Source organism: Nocardioides sp. YJ-D4 (assembly GCF_054031495.1).
Map to the genome: position 1 here is coordinate 537847 of NZ_CM132932.1, position 20186 is coordinate 558032.

Consider the following 20186-nt stretch of genomic DNA (forward strand, 5'->3'; position numbering starts at 1 on the left):
GGAGGCCAGCGCGTCGCGTCCCCCGGGCCGGTCTGAGGAGATCTGGGCACGAGAGCTCATCGCAGCCAGCCGTGACGCATGACGATCGGCTGCCGCGCCCAGCGCCTGCCGAACCCCCAGGTGTCACCGGCGTACGTCAAGGCCAGGACGCCGACCGTGAGCGCGCCGAGCAGGTGCTCGTCGATGATCGGGTTCTGCTGCAGCGGGAAGCTCGCGAACCACATCAGCAGGTACATCGCCGCTCCGGCGATGGCGCCGATCCGCATGCCGATCCCCAGCGTGAGAGTGAGGCCCACCCCGAGCAGACCGAGCATGAACAGCCCGTCGACCCACCACTGGCCTGCCATGTCGTTCCACATGCCCTGCAGCCAGTTGTTCTCGGGAACGTTGGACAGATAGCCCTCGGTGGGGCTGCCGCCGTTGATCCAGGCAGCGTCCTCGGCGAAGAAGTCGATGCCGGTGCGGGTGCCGGCCTCGTTGGTGATCGCGCCGGTGTGGAACCCCAGCGCGAGCAGCTTGTCGAAGAAGGCCCACAGGAACGTGAGCCCGAACCCGATCCGCAGCGCCGCCAACATCCGTGCGGCCGGCGTCGAGAACTGTCCGGGCAGCGCTGTCGCGGAGCCGGGTGTGGAGATCGAAGTCATGGTTCCTCCATCGGTGTCGCCGGTCCGTGGGTTCGGGCCGGACACCTTCAGCGAATCGCCGCCGGCCCCACCGCGACGAGAGAACGGGGTCCGCACCCCAGGGGCCCTAGGTCCTCGGCCTGTCGGGCCGGTGGGCCGTGAAGCCACGGCCTGGCGGGTGTCCGGACGTGCACCGCCCGGCGGGGCGGATGCGTGATCCGCCCCGCCGAGCGCCCATCCGGGTCGGGCCTCCCCCATGAGTCCGACCGGAGGCTCGTGGCCACGTCGGCCAGCTCCATCAGAACCGCGTCCGGTGGCCGGAAGCGAGGGGCTATGGTCCCGTGCACCGGGATCTAGGTCCCCCGGGACAACTGCCACGGTCGCTCAGAGCGTGCTCCGAGGCCGGCGGGGTGGTACGCCGCCACGGAGGTAGCGGTCCGGCCATCCGGCCGCTCTCGCCCCGGAGCGGAACCAGGCCTCCAGCCCTTTCGGGTCGCGACGCCCGAGCTCGTCGAGGAGAAGGGCGCGGATCTGCACGGCTCGCAGCTTCTGGTCCGACTCGGTGGCGCGGTCGAGGGCGACGTAGCTGGACCGCCACGCTCGGCAGAGGTCGGCGTCGGTCAGCTCGTCGGTCACCTCCAGAACGGCATCGACGGGGTCGACCACGTCCACGACCCGGGGGCTGACCACGGTGGTGGGCCGGCGATCGGCACGGGACCGGGCACGGCGCTCGGCCTTGGCCGCCTTCCTCGCCGACCATCCCTCGAGGGCCCGCCCGTCGAGCCAACCAGCCTCCCAGGCCGCGGCCAGCCCGGCGGCCGTCGCCAGGATCGCGGTCGCCGGCCCGAGAGCCATGACGAGGCCGCCGGCGGCGAGTGGCACCGTGGGCCACGGCAGGCATCTGACGAACAACAGGGACCAGCGGATCCGGTGCCCATCGGGCCACAGGCACACGCACACCGACACCGCGACCAGCTCGATGGCCAACCACCATCCGAGCGTCGCGGCCACAGACCACGTCATGAGCTCGGCCAGTCCACAACCGGCGGTCGTGCCGGCCACAAGGCACCACACCCAACGTCTCATGGGAGCCAGCCTCCAAGGGGCCCCCAGGACACGCGAAGGGGCGAGGATCCTCTCGGTTCGGGACCAAGGCCCCGACCTCATCAGCCGTTGGGCACTCGCCGCGCCGAGGTTGCCGCGCGCACTGTCGAAGCAGCGGCTACACGCTGAGGAGGACGTGATGATGTATTGGTACGGCTCGGGGATGAGCGGGTGGGGCTACGCCCTGATGACGATCAGCATGATCCTGTTCTGGGGTCTGGTGATCACGACCGCGGTCGTCGTCGGCCGCCGTCTTCTCAGCGAGGACCGGCCGCCCAGCGGGCCCAGCGGTCCGGGCAGTCCGGAGGACGTGCTCGCGATGCGCCTGGCGCGCGGGGAGATCGACGAGGACGAGTACGAGCGTCGGATGGCGACGCTTCGACGACGAGAGGTCACCGGGCCCCGCTGAACGCGGGGGTGCCGAACTGCGTCAGAGCCGGGTCGATCCCGGTGCCCGTGGAGGCACCGGGGTTCACCTGTCCCCGGACAGCAGCCGACGCAGCCACCATCCGGTGAGCACCGCCTGGACGAAGGCCATCACGATGCCGGCGCCCGCGCCGATCGCGATGCTGACCCCGACCCGCTGCCCCTCGTGCCACAGCGGGGTGGCGACGAGGAGGAAGGCGGCCAGCGCGAGGAGCCATGCGACGGCGGTGGCTGGAATCCAGGTGGCTGCGCGTGCGACGTGATGGCGCAGCTCGAGCCACTGCGCGCCGCCGATCGACAGCAGGAGCAGAGGACCACAGACGACCGCGACGACGAAGCCCGCCCACCCCGGCCCCGTCGAGCCGAGTGCGATCGCCGTCCCCAGCAGGTACGCCGCCACCGCCGCTGCGGCGGTGAGCATCACCCAGCGGGGTCCGCGGACCGCGGGCCGCACTCGACGGAGCACCGAGGCCTGCGCCCATCCGAGAAGGGACCCCTCGACCGCGCCGGCCGTGAGCAGCCCCGGCAGACTCCCGAACCACGGCAGATCCGCCGTGAGTACGCCGACCACGGCAGGAGCGAGGAACCCGGCGGTCTCGGCCGCGGTGACCGTCAGGGTCCATCGAAGCAGCAGAGGACGGGCGGAGACCCGCCGATGGGTCATCGCAGCCAGCGCCGTGACTTGGGCCTGAGCAGCCGACGTACGGCGTGCTCGTAGGCGTCGTCGCGAGCGGAGGTGACGGCATCGATCTCGGCAAGCGCGGACTCCACGAGGTCCGGGCGCACCTGGTCGAGCCGGACGATCTCCTGGCCGGCGACGACCGCGTCGTGGTGGTCCCCCAGGACCTCCTGGACCTCGCCCAGCATCTCGGCGAAGCGACTCGCGTCGGCGCCGAACACCGGCACGACCGCCTCGACGGAGTACCGGATCCGCTTGGCCGCCTTCCGGACGTCGTGCAGGCGCGACCCGCGGTCACTGCCGACGGTGGATCGTCCGGCCGCCCCCGTGGCCCGCGCAAGGCGGCGTACGTCCTCGAGGAGCGCGGCGCGGAGCTGCTTACGGGCTGGCTTGCCGGCACGTGCCGACCAGGGCGGCGCCTCGGCGAAGTCGCGCAGCGAGTCGACGAGCGCGAAGTAGCGGGGCGACGTCATCGCTTCGACGGCCGCTCGGTGCGCGGCCTCGTGCTCGGCGCCGATCACGGTCCCGGCGCCCGAGTCGTCGCCGGCCAGCAGGACATCGAGACGGTCGCGCAGCACCTCGAGATCGCGCGGCCTGCCGAGCTCGTCGACCAGCCACTTGACCTCGACACGCAACGGACCGGTCCGGCTGCGGTCGAACAAGCCGCGGTAGGTGCCGAGCACAGCACGGATCCGCCGGCCCGCCACGCGCATCCTGTGCACCGAATCCGGCACGTCGGCTCGCACCAGCGGGTCGAGGCGGGTGATCTCGGCGATCTGGGTGGCCAGATACGGCGCCAGCACCTCGGCAGCGGTCGTCTTCTTCGTCTTCGTCTTCGTCTTCGTCTTCATCGACGCCACGCCGGCCCGAGCGACCGGTGCGTCCGCGGGAAGGAGCCGGGCCAGCTTCGCCCGCCGTGCCGACGGCAGCGCACCCGCGGCCAGGAGACGACGCTCGAGCTCGTCGACCAACCCCTTGCGCCGGCCGGTGAACTCGACCTCCCACTCCCGCCACCGCTCCGCGTCACCCGGCGCGGCACCCTGTCGCCGCGCCGTCACCTGGTCGTCGCACACCTCCGCGAGCAACCGTCCGTCCGCGTCCCGGAGCAGTGTCGACGCACGTCTCGTGTCGACGGCTCCGACCTGGACCAGCGGCTGGTCGCGCAGCAGGCCGCGGAGAATGTCGGTCAGCTCTCGCGGAGGCGCCTCGCCCGAGCCGTCCAGTGGCACCTGCAGCTCGTGGCGATCCGAGCCGACGGGGAGCTTGAGGTGCCAGCCCGCGTCGTCCCCGCCGGTGCGGCGACGCAACGTGATCCCGGCGCGGATCAGGTCGAGCTCGACGGTGTCGTAGTAGGTCGCCGACAGCGCTACCGTCTCCTGAGGGTCGGCCTGGGCCCCGTCAGGGAGACCCGCCAGACCAGGGAGCCGGGCATGCTCGTCCACGTCGTACTTCCGCTCGATCTCGATCACCGTGGTCGTCATCGCCCCGCCTCCACCTCTCCACGTTGCCTGAGAGGTTCAGGTGGCTGGTGCCGGGTCGGCGCCGGCCTTCTCGAACCGACCTTCGTGCTCGAGGACGAGGTCTTCGATGGCGATGACGTCGGGAATCGGCGGCTGGATCTCGACGGGGCAACGGCTCTCCCGGATGACCGCGCGGCCGGTGGAGCCCAGTCGGCCCATCGGGAACGAACGGCGGCGCCGGCCGATGACCAGCAGATCGGCCTTGGCGGCCTCGTCGGCGATCACCCGAGCGGGCTGCCCGTGACGGACCTCGACGCCGACGACCACCGCGGAGCCGTGCGGCACCCGCCGGCGGGCCCGGTCGAGCGAGTCGGCCAGGGCACGGCGGGTGCCGCTCTCCCAGTCACTCACGTCGACGCGCGACAGGGTCATGTCTTCGTAGACCGTGTCGAGCTGCCAGGCGTGGAGGATGACCAGCTCGGCGTCGCGGTCCGCCGCGTGCCGCAGCGCTTGGGCGATCAGCCCGGTCGAGTCCTCGCAGTCCTTGACCGCGACCACGACCCGGCGAGCGGGCTGCTCGGCCGACCAGCCGGTCGGCACCACCACGACCGGGACCGGCGCGTGGCCGGCGACCCGGTGGATGATCGACCCGGTCACGACGTGCTCCAGCCGGTGGCCGCGGTCGTCGCCCAGCACCACCAGACGGGCGTCTGCCGCCGAGTGCACGAGGCCGGGGGCCGCGCGCCCCTCCAGGAGGGTGCCGCTCACACGTTCGTCACCCACATAGGTGGCCGCCTCGTCGGCGGCCTGCTTCAGCACCTTCATCCCGGGCCGACGGGCCTCGTCGGTGAGCCACGGGTACGGACGGACCACGTCGGCAGGTTCTGTCAGGGTCGCGTGGACGAGCCAGAGGCTCGCATCGTCGAGACCGGCCTCCGCCGCGGCGTAGGCGATCGCGGCCCGTCCACCCTCTCCGCCGTCGACCCCGACCAGGATCCGGTTCTTCTCGGACATGTCGTCTCCTCTCGGGCGCGGCACGTCCGGCCGTCCCCAGCACCACTCTCATCCGCTCCGGCGCCGGCGGGCAGGGACGTCGGGGCCCGGATCCGGGGACCTTGGTCCGTCACTCCCCGCCGCGTCGGCGGTAGGCCTCGACGGCGGTCGGGAGCGTCGGGAAGAGCAGCTCGTCACCGATCCGGTCCAGGATCCCGGAGGGCGCCAGCGACTCGCGCAGGTCCTGCTTGATCCGGGCGATCGCGAGGACGACGCCGCGCTCGACCAGGGCCGTACGCAGTGCCTCGAGGGCGTCGACAGCGGTGATGTCGACCTCCACGTTGGCCTCCACGTTGAGCAGGAACCACTCCACCGGCCACGCAGCCCCGTCGACCGCGGCCAGCGCTCGGGTGCGGAAGTCCTCCGCGTTGGCGAAGAAGAGAGGCGAGTCGTAGCGGTAGACGAGCAGCCCAGGCACTTCCTCGGCGTCGGCGTAGTCGTCGACGTCGTGCATGCCGGCCAGGCCCGGGACGTAGCCCAGGACGGCGTCGTGCGGGTGCGCGACCCGGCGCAGCAGGTCGAGCACGGAGAGGCCGACGGCGATGAGTACGCCCCACATCACCCCGGCGACGAGGACCGCCACGGTCGCGACAAGAGCCAGGACCAGCTCGCTGCGCCGGAACCGGGCGAAGCGGCGCAGCTCACCGACGTCGACCAGCTTGGTGGCGGCGTAGACGACGACGGCGCCGAGCGCGGCCTGCGGGAACGCGGCCAGGACCGGAGCCAGGAGCACGACGGCGAGCACGGTGACCGCCGCGGTGAAGTAGGAGGTCAGCTGGGTGCGCCCGCCCACGGCATGACCGATCGCGGTGCGGCTGCCGCTGCTGCTCACCGGGAAGCCGTGCATGAGTGTGGCGCCGAGGTTGGCCCCGCCCAGCGCGAGCAGCTCCCGGCGCGCGTCGACGCGCTCGTCGCGGCGGGCGAAGGCGCGCCCGGTCAGGATGTTGTCGGTGTAGCCGACGAACGCGACGCCGAGTGCCGGACCGAGCATCGAGACGATGACGCCCGGGTCCAGGCTCGGAAGGCCCGGGGTGGGCGGCCGGACCGGGATCTCCCCCACCAGCTGCAGGCCGTGCCCCTCCCCGAGCAGGGCGACGATCCCGGTGGCGGCCAGCATGCCGAGCAGCGCGACCGGCGCACGCGGAGCGAGCAGGGAGCCGAGGATCATCGCGGCGGCGGCGCCCCCGCCGAGGAGCAGCGTGGGGACATGGACCTGATCGAGGTTTGCGGCGAAGCTGGCGAGCTCCGCCAGCACCCCGCCGCCCTCGATCTGGACACCGGTCAGGTTGTCGAGCTGCGAGACGATCATCAGGATCGCTATGCCCACCATGTAGCCGACCAGCACCGGCCTGGAGAAGAGCTCGGCCAGCACCGACACCCGGGCGAGCCAGCCGACCAGGCAGATCGCGGCGACCACGAGCGCCAGCGTCGGCGCGAACGCTGCCGGGTCGACCGCTGCGGCCGGGATGGCCCCGATCGCGGCCGCGGTCATCAGCGCCGTGGTCGACTCCGGCCCGACCGACAGCAGCCGCGAGGTGCCGAGCAGCCCGTAGACGACCATCGCTCCCACGCACGCCCACAGGCCGGTCTCCGGCGGAAGGCCTGCGAGCTCGGCGTACGCCATCACCTGCGGCACCAGGTAGGCGGTGATCGTCACGCCGGCGAGCAGATCGGGCCACAGCCATCGCCGTTGGTAGCCGATGGCCCACGTCGGCAGCACGCGGCGTACGTCCATGGGAGCACTTTCCCACGCGCGCGGGAGCCGCGTGTGCCGGTCAGGACCAAGGCCCCGCCGCCCGTGGCCGATGGCCACTCCTGATCACACCGTGGGCGGCGAAGGATCGTCAGCACCACATCTCAGGAGGCAACCATGAAAGCACTCGTCTACGACGGACCCGGATCCCGGAAGTGGACCGATGTCCCCGATCCCGTGGTCCGCGACGCCGAGGACGCGATCGTCCGCGTCGACGCCGTCACGATCTGCGGCACCGACCTGCACATCCTCAAGGGGGACGTGCCGAGCGTGGCACCCGGCACCGTGCTGGGCCACGAGGCGGTCGGGGTGGTCGAGCAGACCGGACCCGGCGTACGCGACTTCGCCCCGGGCGACCGGGTGCTCATCTCCTGCATCAGCAGCTGCGGACGCTGCCGCTACTGCCGCTCCGGCAGCTACGGCCGCTGCACCGGGGGCGGCGGCTGGGTGCTCGGTCACCTGATCGACGGCACCCAGGCCGAGCGGGTCCGGGTGCCGTTCGCCGACCACTCGATGCACCACCTGCCCCGCGAGATCGACGACGTCACCGCTGTCCTGCTCGCCGACATCCTGCCCACCTCCTACGAGGTCGGGGTACGCAACGGCGAGGTCGGGCCCGGAGACACCGTCCTGATCGTCGGCGCCGGGCCGATCGGGCTCGCCGCGAACGCGACGGCCCGGCTCTACAGCCCGCTGCGGATCGTGGTGGTGGACCCCGCGGAGTCGCGGCGCAAGGCGGCCGAGGCCCTCGGCGCCGATGTGACGCTCGCCGATGCCGAGGAGGCGCGTGCCTGGGTGCGGAGCAACACCGCCGATGGCGTCGACGTGAGCATCGAGGCGGTCGGCATCCCCGAGACCTTCGAGCTGTGTGCCGAGCTGGTCAGGCCCTGCGGCCGGGTGGCGAACGTCGGCGTCCACGGGCGCAGCGCGGTCCTCAGCCTGGAGTCGCTGTGGGACCGTGACGTCACGATCACCACCGGGCTCGTCGACACCAGCTCGACCCCGATGCTCATGTCGATGCTCGCTGCCGGGCGGATCACGCTCCCCGACCTGGTGACGCACCGGTTCGGTCTGGCGGAGATCCAGGAGGCGTACGACATCTTCGCCGATGCCCAGGACACGGGAGCGATGAAGGTCGTCATGCTCGGGGACGAGGCCGACCTCAGCGGCACGTGACTCAGCTCAGCGGCACCGACCACTCGACCACGGTGCCCCGCGGCCGCGCCGGCTTCACGGTGCAGCGGCCGCCGTGGGCCTCGGCCCGGTGACGCATGTTGGCCAGTCCGCTCTCGACCGCGTCGGCGGGGATCCCGTCCCCGTCGTCGCGCACGCGCAGCACGAGGTCAGACCCGGCGGACAGCGAGACCTCCACCTCGCTCGCTTGCGCGTGGCGGACGGTGTTCGACAGGGCCTCACCGAGGACGGCGAGGACGTCCTTGGTGACCTCAGGGGTGGCGCGGAGCCGGACCGGGCCGTCGAAGGCGAGCGCCGGACGGAACTTCAGCGACTTCGCGGCCCGGTTGACGATCTCGGTGACCTGGGACTGGATGTCGCCGCTATGGTCCGGCGTGCCGAGCTCGAAGACGGCGCGCCGGATGTCGCGGATGGTGTCGTCGATGTCCTCGATGGCCTGGTCGAGCCGACCGTGCAGCTTCGGGTTCTCGGCGAGGTTGAGCACGCCCTGGAGCCGCAGGCCGATGACGAAGAGTCGCTGTATCACCACGTCGTGGAGGTCACGGCCGATCCGGTCGCGGTCGTCGTAGACGGCCAGCCGCTTGCGCTCCTCACGGTTCTGCGCGAGCCGGATGGCCACGGCCACCTGCCCGGCGAAGGCGTCGGCCACCGCCAGGTCGACGTGCTGGGCTTCCTCGGCATTGGCGTGTCGCCAGGCCAGGGCGAGCACGCCCACCGCGTTCATCTCCTCGGAAGAGTCGGTGCGCCCCAACGGCACGAGCACGCCAGGACCGATGTCGCTGAGATCGATGACGCCGGACGCGGCCCCTCCAGCCGCTGCTTCGGCGATGTTCTCGACCATCATCGGCACGCCTTCACGGATCGCCCGGCCGGCGACCGACTCACCCAACGGCGCCTGCTTGAGGACATCGACGTCGACCTCCGCGCCGGAGACGACCTCCACCCGCAATTGCTCGGCCGACGGCCCCGTCAGGATCCAGGAGATGTCGGCACCGGCGATCTCGCGGGCCCGGTCGGCCACGAGCTGCAGGGCCGCGGACCGGTCGGTGTCGTCCAGCAGCGCGCTGGTGATCTCCGCCCGCGCACCAAGCCAGCGCCCACGACGGGCAGCCTCCTCGGCCAGCAGCGCATTCTCGAGCGCGACGCCGGCCGCCGCGGCCAGGGCGACCACGATGCTCTCGTCCTGCTGGCTGAACTCCTTGCCGTCGGTCTTCTCGGTGAGGTAGAGGTTGCCGAAGATCTTCTCACCGACCCGCACGGGAACACCGAGGAAGGAGTGCATCGGCGGGTGGTTCGCGGGGAAGCCGTAGGACGCCGCATGGGCGGTGATGTCGCCCATCCTGACCGGCTCGGGATGGTCGATGAGCAGGCCGAGCACGCCGTGGCCGCTGGGCAGGTCCCCGATCAGGATCTGCTGCTCCTCGGTGAGTCCCCGGGTGATGAACAGGCGCAGCCGCCGTTCACCACCGTCGGCGAGCACCCCGAGGGCCGCATACTTCGCACCGGCCAGCGCTCGGGCGACCTCGACGATCCTCTCCAACAGGTCATCGATCGAGAGCCCCGCGCCCATCGTGACGATGGCATCGAGCAGCAGCCTCCACCGCACCTGCTCGTCGCGGGCGTCCGTGACCCTTTCGACCACTTCGGTCAACAGCTCATCGAGCGGTGTGTTGTGCAGTGTCTTCTCGGCAGTGTCATCTGGCGAACGGCGCTGCCTGGGCGGTGTACGGCCCACGTCGATCCCCCGGTGTCGCAGGAGTGGTACACCCCCCAACCTATCAACCCTGCAGAGACTTGGTCACCAGAATCGCAGCCTGGGTCCTGCTCTCCAAGCCCAGCTTGGCGAGCAGCGATGAGACATAGTTCTTGACGGTCTTCTCCGCCAGGTGCATCTCCTTGCCGATCTGCCGGTTGGTCAGCCCCTCGCCGATCAGCTCCAGGATCCTGCGCTCGTGGTTGGTCAGGTGCTCGAAGGTCGAGTCGGCCTTCGGGCCGCTGCGGATCCGCTCGAGGACCTGCGCGGTCACCGCGGGATCCAGCATCGAGTGGCCGGCAGCGACCTGGCGGACGCTCTCGACGAGGTCGGCGCTGCGCACCTGCTTGAGCAGGTAGCCCGCCGCACCCGCCATGATCGCCGAGAACAGCGCGTCGTCGTCGTCGAACGAGGTCAGGATGAGCGCGCCGATGCTCGGGTCCACCGAGCGGATGTCGCGGCACACGTCGATCCCGGAGCCGTCCGGGAGCCGTCCGTCGAGGATGGCGACGTGGGGACGCAGCGCCGGGATCCGGTGCCGGGCCTCGTCGGCGAGCCCCGACTCCCCCACGACGATGATGTCGTCCTCGTCCTCGAGGAGGTCCTTGATCCCGCGGCGGATCACTTCGTGGTCGTCGAGCAGGAAGACCCGGATGGGCTCCGCGGCACGCTCGTGCGATGCTGATTCGGTCACCTGTTCAATCTACGGCCGCGAACAGCGCTCGCCAATGCCCGTCGGGCCCGTAGGCCGAGGACCAAAGTCCTTCGACGAACTCGCGCGGCCGCGCTCACGACCATCCCGTCCCGACCGGGTTGCCCACGGGCGGCGTCGCCGCCTCGCCGGCAGGCGAGGAAGGCTCCGGCAGCACCGGCCCTGCAGGGTCGCTCCCACCCTGGTCGAGCCGGAACGGTGGGTAGGTGTCGGTCATCAGGAAGACGTACGCCGCGACCCGGAGCGCCCAGCGGTCCATGCCGAGCACCAGGTCGAAGATCCCCTGCGGGTACCGGCGCCCGAACAGCCTCACGACACCGGCGAAGAGCACCAGCAGCCCGACGATGCCGCTCCCCCATGCCCAGGTCTCCGGGTCGTCGCTGGCCTGGGTGACATACAGTCCCCCGCCCAGGAAGAAGGCGAGCACCAGCAGGTGCGGCAGCGCCAGCAGCCACGACTTGACCAGGACCAGGCCCCGGGAGAGCTGCTCGGGGTAGGCGATGTGGAGGCGCGCCGGGTAGTCGGGCACGTCCTCGAGCGTGAACGGCGGGTAGGCGTCGGTGCCGAGCGCCGAGTAGCCGTAGAAGTCGACCCGCCACGCCCAGCGCAGCACGCCGAGGTTGAAGTCGAAGATCGCGCGCGGGTAGCGCGCGGTGAAGAGGATCGCGAACCACGCGACGACGCTCAGCACGGCGAACGCGATCCAGAGGAAGAACAGGACGACGTAGTGCGGGATCAGCAGCAGCCACTTGACCAGCCACAACCAGCGGCTGGTCCCGGGGTCGAGGCGACCCTCCACCACCACGGGTGATTCGAGTGAGTTCATACCTCCAGGCTCCTCGCGGCTCCGGTCCACGGCATCGGACCAAGGTCCTCGGGTCGGGGACGTGCGCCACTGACCGTGCATGAAGGCGCCGTCGGAAGGTGGTGCCGATGGCGGGCGCAGAGGGCGCGGCGCCGGAGGAAGGATGTGAGCCAGATGCGAGCAGCAGTCGTCTACGAGTCGATGTTCGGCAACACCGCGACCATCGCGACCTCGGTCGCCAACGGGCTGCGGAAGGTCGGCATGGAGGTCAAGGTGATCCCGGTGACACTGGCCGGCGATGACGTGCTCCGCACCCACGACCTGGTCGTGATCGGGGCACCGACGCACGCGCTCGGGATGAGCCGGCCCAACACGCGCGCCGACGCGGTGCTGCGGGGCGCTCCGGCGGAGGTCGAGGCCCGCGGCGTACGGGAGTGGCTCGAGAAGGTGCAGGACGCCGAGCACGTCCACCTCGCCGCCTTCGACACCCGGGCGCGCTCGATGCGGCACCTGCCCGGCTCCGCCGCCCGGCACGTGGCGCATCTGCTGCGCCGCCGCGGCTACGACGTACCCCCGGCGGCCAGCTTCTACGTCTCCTCCATCGAGGGTCCGCTCGCCCACGAGGAAGAGGCCCGTGCCGGCGACTGGGCCACCGACCTCGGCCACCAGCTGATGCAGCAGGTGGCCTGAGAGGTCCCGGCTCCCCAACGACGCCATCGGCTCCACCCGGCGTACGCTGCAGCACGACCTCCTCAGCGGATGACGTCCAGGACCGCGACGCCGCGCACCCGGTCTGCCGCGAGGTCGGCCAGCGCCCGGTCGGCCCGGCTCATCGGGTACGGCGTGACCTCGGCGCGGACGTCGAGCCGGCCGGCGAGCCTGAAGAGCTCCACCCCGTCGGCGCGGGTGTTCGAGGTGACGCTGGTGAGCGTGCGCTCGCGGAAGAGCTGGTGCTGGTAGTCGAGCGGTGGGATGTCGGAGAGGTGGATGCCGGCCACGGCGCAGGTTCCCGCAGCGTCCAGCGCGGCGAGAGCCTCACGTACGACCTCTCCGGACGGGGCGAACACGATCGCCGAGTCGAGCGGCGGAACCGCACGACCGGGCTCGACGGCGGTCACGGCGCCGAGGTCGAGTGCGAGCCGGCGCGCGGGATCGCCGCGGGTGACGACGTGGACCTCCGCGCCCTGGCGGATCGCGATCTGCGCGGTCAGGTGGGCACTGGCCCCGAATCCGTACAGACCCAGCCGTCCTCCCGGAGGGAGTGCCGCGCGCCGCAGCGCGCGGTAGCCGATGATCCCCGCGCACAGCAGCGGCGCGGCCTGGAACGGCTCCAGCGCGTCCGGTATCCGGTAGACGTAGGCGGCCGGCGCGACGGCGTACTCGGCATAGCCGCCATCGGCGTCCCAGCCGGTGTAGCGAGACCGCTCGCAGAGATTCTCCCGACCGGAACGGCACCACCGGCAGCGGCCACAGGTGGAGCGCAGCCACGGCACCCCGACCCGGGTGCCGACGCGGGGCCCGTCGGCCTCGTGGTCGAACCCGGCGAGGACCCGGCCGACGATCTCGTGGCCCGGCACCACCGGGCTCCGGTGCCGCGGCAGGTCGCCGTCGACGACGTGCAGGTCCGTCCGGCACACCGCGCACGCCTCGACCCCGATCAGAACCTCCCCCGACGCCGGCTCGGGCACATCGAACTCGCCGCTCGACAGCCGACCGTCGCCGGTCGTCCGCCACCCGCGCATCGTCGCCATCAGGTGCCCGCACTCGGCCCGACCGGTGGGCGCAGGCTTCTCAGGTCGGAGGCGGTGGCCGGCGGAGCCGGGTGCAGCCGGACCTTCGCGTCGACGACCGAGACGCCGCGCTCGTGCACGATCACGGGATCGAGGTCGATCTCGGCGATCTCGGGGAAGTCGTCGGCGAGGCGACCGAGGGTGACCAGGAGATGCTCGACGGCGCCCGCGTCGGCCGGTGGCGCGCCGCGGTAGCCGGCGAGCAGCGGCGCCGTACGCAGCTCCGCGAGCGCCGCGGCGGCGTCGGCCCGGTTGAGCGGGGTGAGCCGGAAGCTGCGGTCGCCGATCAGCTCGGTGTACGCGCCGCCGTAGCCGACCATCACCAGCGGTCCGAAGACCGGGTCCTGCACGACACCGGCGATGAGCTCGACCCCGGCCGAGACCTGGCGCTGGACGAGCAGACCGGCGTGTTCGCCCGGCACCCGGAGCACCTCGTGCGCCGCGACGCGCACCTCGTCGGGATTGCCGAGCCCGGTGCGTACGCCACCCACGTCGGTGCGATGGGCGACCTCGGGATCGGCCAGCTTGACCACGACCGGGTAGCCCAGCCACTCGGCCGCGTCGACGGCCTCCTCCGCGCCGTCGGCGAGCACGCTCGGCAGCACGCCGATCCCGTACGCAGCGAGCAGCTGTCGCACGTCGGGGGCCGCCAGCCGGCAGCCCTCCGGTGCCGTCCGCAGCGCGCGGACGACGACGTCGCGAGCCACCTCGCGGCTGCCGGAGGCGGCCTCGGCCGCGGGGCGGCGCGGCTGGGCCCGCCACTCCGCGTACCCGACGATCGGTCCGAGGGCACGCGCGGCCTCCTCGGGGAACGCGAAGACGGGCACGTGGTGCTCCCCGGCGCTGATCGGCCGGCCGGGACCGTGGGGATCCAGCATGACGGCGACGGTCGTGACCGGCGGGCTCGCCTCTCCCGGGACCGTGCGCAACGCCGTGCGCAGCGCACGCGCGAGGGCGGCATAGGAGAGCGCGGGTAGGGGCGTACGCAGCGCGATCAGCATGTCCACCTCACCGCTGCGGGCGATCGTCGAGACCACCTCGGCATAGGCCTCCCAGCCGATTCCCGAGCCCAGGTCGATCGGCATCTGCACCGACGACGCGTCCGGCACGATCTCGCGGATCCTGGCCGTCGTCTCCTCGCTCAGCGCAGTCAGTCGAAGCCCGGCACCCTCGCAGGCGTCAGCAGCGAGGACGCCGGCGCCACCGGCGTTGCTGACGATCCCGACCCGGCGACCACCGGGCAGCGGCTGGTTCGCCAGCACGCTGGTGGTCTGCAGCATCTGTTCGAGGCCGTCCACACCGATCACACCGCACTGTTCGAACAGCGCCTCCACAGCGGCCGACGAGGTCACCGCCGAGGCGGTGTGATCGACCGCGGCACGCCGGCCGGTCCGGCTGCTGCCGCCGACCAGCGCGACGATCGGCTTGCGCACGGCCAGGCGCCTCGCCAGCCGGGAGAACTTGCGCGGGTTGCCGAACGACTCCAGGTAGAGCGCGACGACGTCGGTCGCGTCGTCCTCCGCGGCGTACATGAGCAGGTCGTTGCCGCTGATGTCGGCCTTGTTGCCGGCGGAGATGAAGCTCGACACACCGAGACCCAGGTCCTCGGCCCGCTGCAGCGCAGCGATACCCACCGCGCCGGACTGCACCATCATCGCCACCCGGCCACGACCGACGGTCATGGGCGAGAACGTCGCGTCCAGACGTACCTCGGGGTCGGTGTTGGCGATACCGAGGCAGTTGGGGCCCACCACCCGCATCCCGGCTCTGCGGGCGACCGTGAGGATCTCGTCCTGAAGACGTCGTCCGTCCGCACCCGCTTCGGCGAAGCCGCTGGAGAGGATCACCAGGTCGCGTACGCCGGCATGGGCGCATTCACGCACGACCTCGAGCACGTCGGCCGCCGGCACCGCGATGACCGCCAGGTCGACGGGCGCGACCTCGAGGATCGAGCGATGGCACCTGAGGCCGAGCAGGTAGTCGCAGTGCGGGTTGATCGGGTGGACGGTTCCGGTGAAGCCGGCGCGCCGCAGGTTGCGGACGACCTGGTGGCCGGGGTTCTCATCGAGCCGGCCGGCGCCGATCACCGCGACCGACCGCGGCCGCAGCACCGCGCCGAGGGAGGCGGCGTCGGCCTCCTGTTCGCGTTCGATCATCGCCTCCAGCACGCGCTCGGTGAGCCGCACGGGAAAGCGGACCTCGACGGTGTCCTGATGGGGCACCGCGGTGAGCTCGAATCCGGAGTCCCGCATCACATCGAAGGCTGGGGCGTTGTCGGCCAGCAGGTAGGAGACGAACTCCGTCACGTCCGCCTCGGTCGCAGCGACGGCCAGGTGCTCGAGGAGCAGGGTGGCCAGGCCGTTCTCGGCGAAGCGGTCCGCGACGACCAGGGCCAGCTCGGCCTCCCCGCCGGTCTCGGTCCTCGTGCAGCTGGCCAGCGCCACGACCCGCCCGTCGACCACGGCTACCTTCGCGATCGCCTCGCCGCGGCCCAGCCGGGGCAGGAGGTCGTCGACGAACCGCACAGCATCGAGGTGACCGACGTGGAAGAAGCGCCGGTAGCGGCCGAGGTCCGAGAGCTCGTCGTGCAGCTCGACCAGGCGCTCCCGATCCACGAGTACCGCATCGCGGATGCCCGCGATCGTGCCGTCGCGCATCAGGCCATCGACAACAGCCGGCTGCGACTCCTTCCGGGGCCACCTCTTCGCGCTCACCGTGCCGCCTCGTGCTCCCGGTCGGCGCGATGGTCGATCACGACGTCGTACTCCTCGGTGGCGGGCGGCACCACCTCGACGGGGCAGGCAGACTCCCGCATCAGGGCGTGGCCGGTGCCACCCAGGCGGCGCAGCGGGAAGGCGCGACCGCGTCTGGCGACGACCAGGAGATCCGCGCCCCTCGACGCCTGGGTGAGGGCCTGGGCGGCCTGGCCGCGGTGGATCTCGATCCGGACCTCGGTGCCCACGGCGTACGGGACCAAGCGCCGTGCCCGCTCGACGGTCTTCGCCAGGCGGCGGCGTGCGTCCGCCTCCCAGCCCGCCGCGTCCAGCTGTCCCAGGGTCGTCTCGTAGTAGACGGCCGGCACCTCCCAGGCGTGAGCGACCACCAGCTCGCCATCGCGGTCCGCCGCCTCTCGCAGCGCGCGGGCGACGAGCTCGGTGGAGGCGTCGCAGTCCGCGACGGCGACGACCACCCGGTGGGTGTCCGAGCCGGCCGTCCACGCGGTCGGCACGACGACGACCGGCACCGGCGCGCGCGAGGCGACCTTGCCGGTCACCGATCCGGTCACGACGCGCGCCAGGCTGAGGTGGCGCTCGTCGCCGAGGACCACCATCGCGGCGTCGGCGGCCGCGTGGACGAGCTCGGCGGCCACTCCCCCGTCGCGGAGCGTCGTCGTCACCCGGTCGGCACCGATGTGCTCGGCCACCGCCTTCTCCGCGCGAGCCAGGATGCCGGTGCCGGCCTCACGTATCTGGTCCGCCAGCCCCGAGTAGCCGTACGGGTAGAAGACCCCCGTGGCGATGGCGAGGTCGATCACGTGGACGAGCCACATGTCGGCCCCGCTCCGGCGGGCCTGCTCCGTGGCGTGGCGAAGGGCGGCCCTGCCGCCCTCTCCTCCGTCGATGCCGACCAGGATCCGGTCATGCTTGGTCATGTTCCCTCCTCGGGGACTCGGCGCGCGTCCGGCGATGCTTCCAATCTCCCCGTGGTTCACGATGCGCGTCAGGGTCATCGGTGCCGCGAGCCAAGGACCTAGGTCCGGGACGCAGGGACGGAGCGGGCCGAAGGTCCGGCCGGCCCGGGACCTTGCGCACATGAACGCCAGGGCTCCCGGAGTCAGGCTCGTGTCATGACTTACGAGCACTCCCAGAGGTGATGACCATGCTCGTCCGAGAGATCATGACGACGTCCCCGGTCACGGTTCGCCGGCGCACCCCCGTCAAGGTGGCGCTCGCGCAGCTCCGTGACCATCGGATCACCGCGATGCCGGTGGTGACGTCCGCGGGCCGGGTCTGCGGAATCGTGGCCGAGATCGACCTGATCCGCGACCGGGTCCTTCCCGATCCCCGCGCGCACGTGCGCGCGGGCGCCTCCGAGACGGATCAGCCTCCGGCACACGTCGAGGACGTGATGAGCTCGGTGACCGTCGCGGTTCGCGACAACGCCGAGGTGTCCGTCGTCGTCGACACCATGGCCGAGCGGTCGCTGAAGAGCCTGCCGGTCCTCGACGACGACGACCTCCTCGTCGGCGTCATCAGCCGCAGCGACGTGGCCCGCGCCCTGGCGCGGGACGACGAGGCGTTGGAGCAGGAGCTCTCGGAGCTCGTCAGCGAGCTCGGTCATCCCGACTGGCTCGTCGTCGTCGCCAACGGGTGCGCCGCGATGACAGGGCCGGCGACGCCGAAGGAGCGAGCCCTGGCCGAGACCGCCGCGGCGACGGTCGCCGGCGTCACCCGGGTGCGCATCAACCGGCCAGAACTCTCACCGATCTCCGAGGAGTGATCTCACCATGAAGCGAGTCCTGACGACGGCAGGCACAACCCGGGCAGGCACCCGGGGGTTCCACGGCCTCACCGGCGACCACATGTGCGTGATGGCATGAGCACGCCCGCCGCCCCTGTCTCCACCGCGCCCGTTCTCGTCGGCATCCTCGACCCGTCGACGGAGACCGCGCTGATCGAGCAGGCTGCCCGGCTGGCCGTGAGCTGCGGCCGCCCGCTGCGCCTGGTCTACGTGTTCCAGGCCAACGTCATCTTCGGAGATCCGATCCTCGGCCTCCCTGGAGCGATGCAGCCGCAGTCGATGATCATCGACGACTCGGCCGTCGGCCGGCTCGCCGAGCAGCGTCTCCACGAGGCCGTCTCCCGCGCCCGCGAGGTCGTCGGCGAGGCGGTCGAGGTCTCCGGCGAACTGTTGCGCGGTCACGCCGCACACGTCCTGATCAAGGAGTCCGAGAACGCGCACCGGGTCGTCCTCCAGCGCCGGCGGATCTCCCGTACCCGCAGGGTCTTCACCGGATCCGTCTCCGCACGCGTCGCCGGTCACGCCCACTGCCCCGTCACCGTGGTGCCCGAAGGCTGGTCGGCAGAGGGACGTACCGGAGTGGTCGCCGCCGTCGGCCACGACAAGACCGACGACGACGTGCTGGGCTACGCCCTGGACGAGGCGGGCCGGATGGACGAGCCGGTCACGGTCCTCCACGGCCTCGACCTGATGGCACTCCACGCCGAGCTGGCCGACCACACCATGACCCGGGAATGGACCAAGCGCGAGGAGACGTACGTGGCCGACCTGATCCAGCGCGCCCGGGCGCACGATGAAGAGACCACGCCGGCGCGGCTCGAGGGCCGGGTGCTCGCGGAGGGCCCCGCGGATGCGCTGGTCGCGGCCAGCGAGACCGCCCGGCTGATCGTCGTCGGCCGGGCCTCGCACCTCAACGCGTTCCCGCACCTGGGCGGCGTGACCCGCGCCCTCCTCCGTGAGGCGGACTGTCCGGTCGACGTGCTGCCGATGCCCTCCTGACCGCCCGGCGCGGCACGCCTCGGTTCCCGGATTTGTACACTGCCCTGGCATCCGACGCCCAGGGCAGGAGAGGTGAACGCGATGACCGAGCTCGATGCCTGGGTGACGTCGTTCGCCGCCGAGCAGCGCCGGCCCGAGGAGGTCGCCCGCTGGGCAGCGTCGACCGCGGATGCGATCCTGGCCGACGGCGAGATCGACCTGGCCGACCTCAGGCCCCTCCTCCTGAAGGCCGTCGAAGAGCACTGGTACGCCTTCCTGGACCGCCTCACCCTGCCGGCTGGACCGTTCGAGCTGGTCCCGACCGCGCGCACGGTGGCGCTCGAGATCGCGCGCCGCCATCTCGGCCTTCCGCTGCTGCTCAAGATCTACCAGCGCGCCCAGGAGGCGAGCTGGGACTTCGCGGTGCAGATCGTCGAGGAGGCTCCGAGCGACCTCGACCGCGCCGGCCTGCTGGTCTGGTTCTGGACGAAGGCGACCGCATGGTTCGGCTCTTCGGTCGAGCAGTCGGTGCTGCTCCACCAGACCGAGACCGACCGGATCCGTCAGCGCGGGGACGCTCGTCGCTTCGAGATGGTCTCCCAGGCACTCGACGACCGCAGCGTCTCGCCCGCCGAGCTGTCCGCCGCCCTCGACGGTCACCCCATCAACATCCCCGGGCACGTCGCGCTGGTCGCGCATGCGCTCACCGCCGACGCCATCGAGCAGCTCGAGCCCGCGATCGGCCTGATCGCCCGCCAGCCGGGCCACCACCCCCGGTCGGTCCTGGTGCGGCCCGGCGGCCGAGAGGTGTGGGCCTGGATCGCCCAGGGGGAACGGCCCGACACCCTCGACCGGACCGGCATCGACGCCGGCTCCGTGCGGGTGACCGTCGGTGTCGGCGGAGGGGGTCTCGACGGCTTCGTCGCGGCGCACCGGGACGCTCTCGCGGCCCAGCGGGTCGCGCTGGCACCCGGGCGGCAGCAGGCGGTGACGGTCTACGACGACGTGGCCGCCGTGGTCCTGGTCTCCCACGACTCGGCCGCCGCCGAACGGTTCACGCGCACCACGCTGCGCGGACTGGCCGACCCCGCCCACGAGCGCCTGCGCGAGACCGTACGCGAGGTGCTCACCTCGGCCGACACCGCGGACCGGCTCGCCGAGCGGCTCGGCATCCACAAGAACACCATCCGCTACCGCCTCGCCCAGGCCGAGCGGCTGCTCGGCCGCCCGCCGCGCGAGCGGGCCGGCGACCTGCTCCTGGCGCTCGACTACCACGACGCCTTCCTGCGGCGACGACTGTGAATATTCACAGTAATCCGTGAGCGATTCGGCCTG

General features: G+C 71.9%; 18 protein-coding genes. 6 read left to right on the forward strand and 12 right to left on the reverse strand.

Translation table 11 applies throughout. The features are described 5' to 3' along the window. Positions 1-56: 56 nt before the first annotated feature. Both ACW14X_RS02655 and ACW14X_RS02660 read right to left on the reverse strand, forming a co-directional pair. The gene (locus tag ACW14X_RS02655; RefSeq protein WP_457164605.1) at positions 57-644 is read right to left on the reverse strand and encodes a hypothetical protein; all 588 of its coding nucleotides are present in this window, start codon (positions 642-644) and stop codon (positions 57-59) included. Between the two features lie 363 nt (positions 645-1007). Continuing rightward, the gene (locus ACW14X_RS02660) at positions 1008-1646 is read right to left on the reverse strand and encodes a hypothetical protein (RefSeq protein WP_457164606.1); all 639 of its coding nucleotides are present in this window, start codon (positions 1644-1646) and stop codon (positions 1008-1010) included. A 220-nt stretch (positions 1647-1866) separates the two neighbouring features. On the opposite strand from ACW14X_RS02660, the gene ACW14X_RS02665 reads away from it, so the two are divergent. Next, complete coding sequence (locus ACW14X_RS02665) at positions 1867-2136, forward strand: SHOCT domain-containing protein (RefSeq protein ID WP_457164607.1); 270 nt, start codon at positions 1867-1869, stop codon at positions 2134-2136. A 63-nt stretch (positions 2137-2199) separates the two neighbouring features. Here the strand turns inward: ACW14X_RS02665 and ACW14X_RS02670 are convergent, their stop codons facing one another. The 4 genes from ACW14X_RS02670 to ACW14X_RS02685 form a co-directional block, all read right to left on the reverse strand. Continuing rightward, positions 2200-2817 (reverse strand): hypothetical protein, encoded by a 618-nt coding sequence (locus tag ACW14X_RS02670; protein WP_457164608.1) that lies wholly within the window; start codon positions 2815-2817, stop codon positions 2200-2202. Further along, positions 2814-4313, reverse strand: coding sequence for a CYTH and CHAD domain-containing protein (locus tag ACW14X_RS02675; RefSeq protein WP_457164609.1), 1500 nt, complete (start codon positions 4311-4313; stop codon positions 2814-2816). The genes ACW14X_RS02670 and ACW14X_RS02675 overlap by 4 nt, the downstream gene beginning before the upstream one ends. 36 nt (positions 4314-4349) lie before the next feature. Further along, entirely contained in the window at positions 4350-5306 is a 957-nt protein-coding gene (locus ACW14X_RS02680; RefSeq protein WP_457164610.1) for a universal stress protein, read from the reverse strand. A 109-nt stretch (positions 5307-5415) separates the two neighbouring features. Continuing rightward, positions 5416-7080: a SulP family inorganic anion transporter gene (locus tag ACW14X_RS02685; protein WP_457164611.1), complete on the reverse strand. Its 1665-nt coding sequence runs from the start codon at positions 7078-7080 to the stop codon at positions 5416-5418. A gap of 135 nt (positions 7081-7215) precedes the next feature. Between ACW14X_RS02685 and ACW14X_RS02690 the strand changes: the two genes are divergently transcribed. Next, complete coding sequence (locus ACW14X_RS02690; RefSeq protein WP_457164612.1) at positions 7216-8274, forward strand: alcohol dehydrogenase catalytic domain-containing protein; 1059 nt, start codon at positions 7216-7218, stop codon at positions 8272-8274. Position 8275: 1 nt separating this feature from the next. Here ACW14X_RS02690 and ACW14X_RS02695 read toward each other — a convergent pair whose 3' ends face one another. From ACW14X_RS02695 to ACW14X_RS02705, 3 genes are all read right to left on the reverse strand, one after another. Beyond that, positions 8276-9934, reverse strand: coding sequence for a GAF domain-containing protein (locus ACW14X_RS02695; RefSeq protein ID WP_457166038.1), 1659 nt, complete (start codon positions 9932-9934; stop codon positions 8276-8278). Positions 9935-10070: 136 nt separating this feature from the next. Beyond that, a complete protein-coding gene (locus ACW14X_RS02700) occupies positions 10071-10739 on the reverse strand; it encodes a response regulator (protein WP_457164613.1) in 669 nt (222 codons plus the stop codon). 94 nt (positions 10740-10833) lie between these two features. Next, entirely contained in the window at positions 10834-11583 is a 750-nt protein-coding gene (locus ACW14X_RS02705; protein ID WP_457164614.1) for a DUF4389 domain-containing protein, read from the reverse strand. A 153-nt stretch (positions 11584-11736) separates the two neighbouring features. On the opposite strand from ACW14X_RS02705, the gene ACW14X_RS02710 reads away from it, so the two are divergent. Next, complete coding sequence (locus ACW14X_RS02710) at positions 11737-12252, forward strand: flavodoxin family protein (protein WP_457164615.1); 516 nt, start codon at positions 11737-11739, stop codon at positions 12250-12252. Positions 12253-12314: 62 nt separating this feature from the next. Here ACW14X_RS02710 and ACW14X_RS02715 read toward each other — a convergent pair whose 3' ends face one another. From ACW14X_RS02715 to ACW14X_RS02725, 3 genes are read right to left on the reverse strand one after another with little or no spacing between them, the layout of a single operon-like run. Continuing rightward, entirely contained in the window at positions 12315-13313 is a 999-nt protein-coding gene (locus ACW14X_RS02715; RefSeq protein ID WP_457164616.1) for a zinc-binding alcohol dehydrogenase family protein, read from the reverse strand. Beyond that, entirely contained in the window at positions 13313-16066 is a 2754-nt protein-coding gene (locus tag ACW14X_RS02720) for a bifunctional acetate--CoA ligase family protein/GNAT family N-acetyltransferase (protein WP_457164617.1), read from the reverse strand. Before ACW14X_RS02720 ends, ACW14X_RS02715 begins: the two co-directional genes overlap by 1 nt. Continuing rightward, positions 16063-17004, reverse strand: coding sequence for a universal stress protein (locus tag ACW14X_RS02725; protein WP_457164618.1), 942 nt, complete (start codon positions 17002-17004; stop codon positions 16063-16065). The genes ACW14X_RS02720 and ACW14X_RS02725 overlap by 4 nt, the downstream gene beginning before the upstream one ends. Positions 17005-17231: 227 nt before the next feature. On the opposite strand from ACW14X_RS02725, the gene ACW14X_RS02730 reads away from it, so the two are divergent. From ACW14X_RS02730 to ACW14X_RS02740, 3 genes are all read left to right on the forward strand, one after another. Next, positions 17232-17852, forward strand: coding sequence for a CBS domain-containing protein (locus tag ACW14X_RS02730; RefSeq protein ID WP_457164619.1), 621 nt, complete (start codon positions 17232-17234; stop codon positions 17850-17852). 96 nt (positions 17853-17948) lie between these two features. Further along, positions 17949-18872, forward strand: a complete 924-nt coding sequence (locus tag ACW14X_RS02735) for a universal stress protein (protein ID WP_457164620.1) — start codon at positions 17949-17951, stop codon at positions 18870-18872. Between the two features lie 81 nt (positions 18873-18953). Next, positions 18954-20153: a PucR family transcriptional regulator gene (locus ACW14X_RS02740; protein ID WP_160023985.1), complete on the forward strand. Its 1200-nt coding sequence runs from the start codon at positions 18954-18956 to the stop codon at positions 20151-20153. The last annotated feature ends 33 nt before the right edge of the window (positions 20154-20186 follow it).